At 46.0% G+C, this 4,167-nt stretch carries 3 protein-coding genes; 1 reads left to right on the top strand and 2 read right to left on the bottom strand.

Translation table 11 applies throughout. The features are described from left to right. Positions 1–79 precede the first annotated feature (79 nt). Complete coding sequence (locus tag ACTHUT_RS14755) at positions 80–2,068, top strand: site-specific recombinase (RefSeq protein ID WP_440418967.1); 1,989 nt, start codon at positions 80–82, stop codon at positions 2,066–2,068. A 64-nt stretch (positions 2,069–2,132) separates the two neighbouring features. On the opposite strand, the gene clpP is transcribed toward ACTHUT_RS14755, so the two are convergent. After that, positions 2,133–2,753, bottom strand: coding sequence for an ATP-dependent Clp endopeptidase proteolytic subunit ClpP (gene clpP / locus ACTHUT_RS14750; RefSeq protein WP_003683589.1), 621 nt, complete (start codon positions 2,751–2,753; stop codon positions 2,133–2,135). An 89-nt stretch (positions 2,754–2,842) separates the two neighbouring features. After that, positions 2,843–4,153 (bottom strand): trigger factor, encoded by a 1,311-nt coding sequence (gene tig, locus ACTHUT_RS14745; protein WP_250600589.1) that lies wholly within the window; start codon positions 4,151–4,153, stop codon positions 2,843–2,845. Between the last annotated feature and the right edge of the window lie 14 nt (positions 4,154–4,167).

Below are 4,167 nucleotides of genomic sequence, written 5' to 3'. Positions count from 1 at the left end.
GTTGATAAAGAATGCGATATAATCCGACCTGTTTGCCAAGGTTCTTGCTAAAGATCTCATTTTATGTAATAATACTACAATGCCAAAACTGACTAATCAAAATCTTCACATTATTTTGTCGGAACGCTTAAATGATACCGACTTTGTTCTTATTCTCAATGCATTAATCAAATTTTTGCGCCGAGGAGGCAAAAAACAGGCTTCCGAATGTTTCGATTTGATTTTATCTACTTTAAAACAAGACGATGCTTTATGCCGTCAATTCAGCCTGCGCTTCTATGCCTGGTTGTCTAAAGTTCACATCTATCCTGCGCTGATTAAGCTGGGTATTTTCTCGCGTCATAGTTTTACTCGAGAGATGGGCATACGGATTTACGAACGTTTCAGCCCGTCTTATAAAGATTTTTCCAATCTGCGCGAAGTATTTTTATATCTTTTTCATTCGAAAAACGATGATAAATGGTTGCAGACTTTGAGTTTGCGCCAATGGTTGAGCATGTATGAATTGTTGCAGGGTAAAGCCGATCCTGCTTTGCTTCAGACGGCAGGCCGACAGTTGGCAGATGCCCGTTTGCGAGCGGTAGAAATGCTGTCTATTTGGATTGCTTCCGAAGCGATTGAGCCGGATTTAATACGGATCGCCCCCCGTTTGTTGGAAGCGGATTCGGCATTTGTTGCTTTGCAACGTGAAATTGCAAAATTGGTTGAACACTATCGCCACAGCGAAGAAACTTACGATACGGCGCACTTGGAGGTCATGTTTGACCAGTGCGACAAGCAAATTGAGTATCTGCGTCGTCGTGGTACAGGGGCGGGGTCTGGTTCGTCAGTGAAAGTGGCCCACTTGCTGGAGCGTCTGCAGCAAACCCTAGGCCGTCTGAAACTGCTGACCAATATTCAAATTGAAACCGGCAGCCGCACCCGCTTAACCATCAATCTGATGAATGCGATGATTTACGCGGCGGTAGAGCAATACAGTACCAGCCACTTGCGTAAAAGCAGTATCCGAATGCTGGCGCGCAGTATTACGGAAAACAAAAGTCATCATGGTGAGCATTACATTACGCGCAACCGTAGCGAATATTTCAAAATGTTTTATTCTGCAGCAGGTGGCGGCGTAATTATTGCTTTGATGGCATTAAATAAAATCCATATTGCGTCTTTGGGATTCGGCGAGTTTACTACTTCATTCCTTGCCGGACTTAACTATGGCTTAGGCTTTATGCTGATTCATATGCTGCACTGCACCGTTGCGACTAAGCAGCCTGCCATGACAGCGGCGAGCTTTGCCGAGCAGGTGGACTCAAATGAAGGCAGTAAAGCGGTGGACAATAAATTGGCAAAACTGCTGATTGACGTGTGTCGTTCGCAAAGTGTGGCCGTGTTTGGCAATGTATCGATTGCCGTATTGTTGGCGGCTGGGATCGCTTGGGGTTATGCCTACACGCATGGTCAGCCCTTGTTGAACGAAGCGGTTACAGCCTACCAGTTTAAATCTATTGAGATTTTTACTCAGCCGACCTTATGGTATGCCGCTATTGCCGGTGTATGGTTGTTTTGTTCGGGGATTATTGCCGGCTTCTTTGATAACCGTTCCGATTATCTGAACCTGCGTCAGCGCCTGCCTTTTAATCCGTTTTTACGAAAAATCATGCGTCCGCAGCCGCGCCGCCGCTTGGCCGCTTATATTCATAAGCATTACGGCTCGCTTATGGGCAATTTTATTTTCGGTATGCTTTTGGGGATGACCGGCTATTTTGGCCATCTTTTCGGCTTGCCGCTGGATATTCGCCATGTGGCGTTCTCTTCGGCAAACTTGGGTTATGCCGCGATTAGCGGTCATGCAGATATATTCACTTTTATACTTGGCTTGGCAAGTGTATTGGCAATCGGTATGGTAAATCTGGTGGTCAGCTTTTCTTTGGCTTTGGCCGTTGCGCTTCGTTCTCGCGGTACGCGTTTGGGCAGTATGCGCAATCTGCTGAAAATCTTCTGGAGCCAAGTTAAAGCCAATCCTTTGATTTTGCTGTATCCGGTTCAGGTGAATAATAAAGACAACGCGAAGTAAATTGAAGAAAGGCCGTCTGAATATATACTTTTCAGACGGCCTTTTAATTTAAAACTGATAAAGATTAGGCTTGCAGAGAGGCGCGGTTTTCCAAAACTTGGTCAATCAAACCATATTCTTTAGCTTCATCGGCAGACATATAATTGTCGCGGTCGGTATCGCGTTCCAAGTCGGCCAAATCGCGATCACAATGTTTGGCGAGTAAGCGGTTCAGTTTCTCTTTGATTTTCAACAGCTCTTTAGCGTGAATTTCAATATCGGAAGCCTGACCGGCCAAACCGCCGCTGATGAGTGGTTGGTGAATCATGATACGGCTGTTTGGCAGGGCAAAGCGTTTGCCTTTTTCACCTGCGGACAACAGGAATGCGCCCATACTTGCCGCTTGGCCCAAGCATAAGGTAGAAACATGAGGCTTGATGAAGTTCATGGTGTCGTAAATCGACATACCTGCAGTAACCGAACCGCCCGGAGAGTTGATATAGAAGAAGATATCTTTATCTGGGTTTTCGCTTTCCAAGAACAGTAATTGCGCAACAACCAGATTGGCAGATTCGTCTGTCACTGGGCCGATCAAGAAAACGATGCGCTCTTTCAAAAGGCGTGAGTAGATGTCGAATGCGCGCTCGCCGCGACCGCTTTGTTCGATAACGGTAGGGACAAGGTAATTATTGAAATCGAAGGACATTTTTGTCTCCTGTTAATGATGGAAAAGCACCAAAGCATTTAAAGCGCTTCGGTGCTTTTGATTGTCTGTTTCAGACGGCCTTGGAGCAATTAAGCTTGTGCGCCCATTACTTCGTCAAAAGACAGCGCTTTTTCAGTTACTTTAGCTTTGCTCAGAACGAAATCAACAACATTGCTTTCTACTGCCAAAGAAGTCGGACCTTGCAGGCGGGAAGGCTCTGCGTAGTACCAGTCGATAACTTCTTGAGGGTCTTCGTAGCTTTCAGCGAAGTTAGCAACAACGGCTTTGATTTGGTCTTCAGTTGGCTCAAGTTTGTTTTCTTCAACCAATTTAGCCAAAATCAGGCCCAAAGAAACGCGGCGTTCCGCTTGTTCTTTGAACATGTCCAAAGGCAGATCCAAGTTGGCAGCATCAGCCATACCTTGGTTAACGAAGTTTTGTTTCATTTCGTTTGCCAAGCGGGCGGCTTCTTCGTTGACCAAAGCAACAGGAACTTGCAAATCGGCTGCTTTGAGCAGGGCGTTCATTACAGATTCTTTAGTTTGTTCACCGATGCGACGATTAACTTCGCGGCCAACGTTTTTCTTCACTTCTTCACGCATTTTGGCAACGTCGCCGTCTTCAATGCCCAGAGCTTTAGCGAAGTCTGCGTCAACTTCAGGCAAAGTAGCTTCAGAAACGTTGTTTAGAGTGATGGTGAATACGGCAGATTTACCGGCAACATCTTTACCGTGGTAGTCTTCAGGGAAGTTTACGGTAACATCTTTGCTTTCACCGGCTTTCATACCGACAACACCAGCTTCGAATTCAGGCAGCATTTGACCTGCACCCAATACGAAAGCGTAGTTTTTAGACGCACCGCCAGCGAAAGGTTCGCCGTCGATTTTGCCTTCAAAGTCGATGATGACGCGGTCGCCGTTTTGGGCTTCGCGATCAACATGGTTGAAGCGGGTGCGTTGTTTACGCAGGATTTCTACAGTTTGGTCAACTTCGGCATCGCCAACAGTCGCAGTAACTTTTTCTACTTCTTGGGCAGACAGGTCACCAATAGTTACTTCAGGGAAAACTTCAAAAATAGCGGCAACTTTGAAAGACTCTTGATCGTCTTGTTCTTCAATGCCTTCAAAGCGTGGGTAACCGGCAACTTTCAATTCTTGAGCAACGGCAACTTCGTAGAATTCGCGTTGTACCAATTCGTTGATAACGTCGTTTTGTGCGCTTGCGCCGTACATTTGGGCAATCATTTTGAACGGTGCTTTACCCGGACGGAAGCCGTCAATTTTTGCACGGCGTTGGGTTTGTTTCAGTTTTTTCTCAGTTTCTGCGTTGATTTTGGACCAAGGCAGAGACAATACTACTTTGCGTTCCAGATTTTCTAAAGTTTCAACAGTTACGCTCATCGTAAGCCCTTAAA

The sequence above is a fragment of the Neisseria sp. P0022.S010 genome, assembly GCF_051956635.1.
The sequence above is the reverse complement of the archived record's forward strand: the minus strand, read 5'-3'. Positions and strand labels throughout refer to the sequence as shown.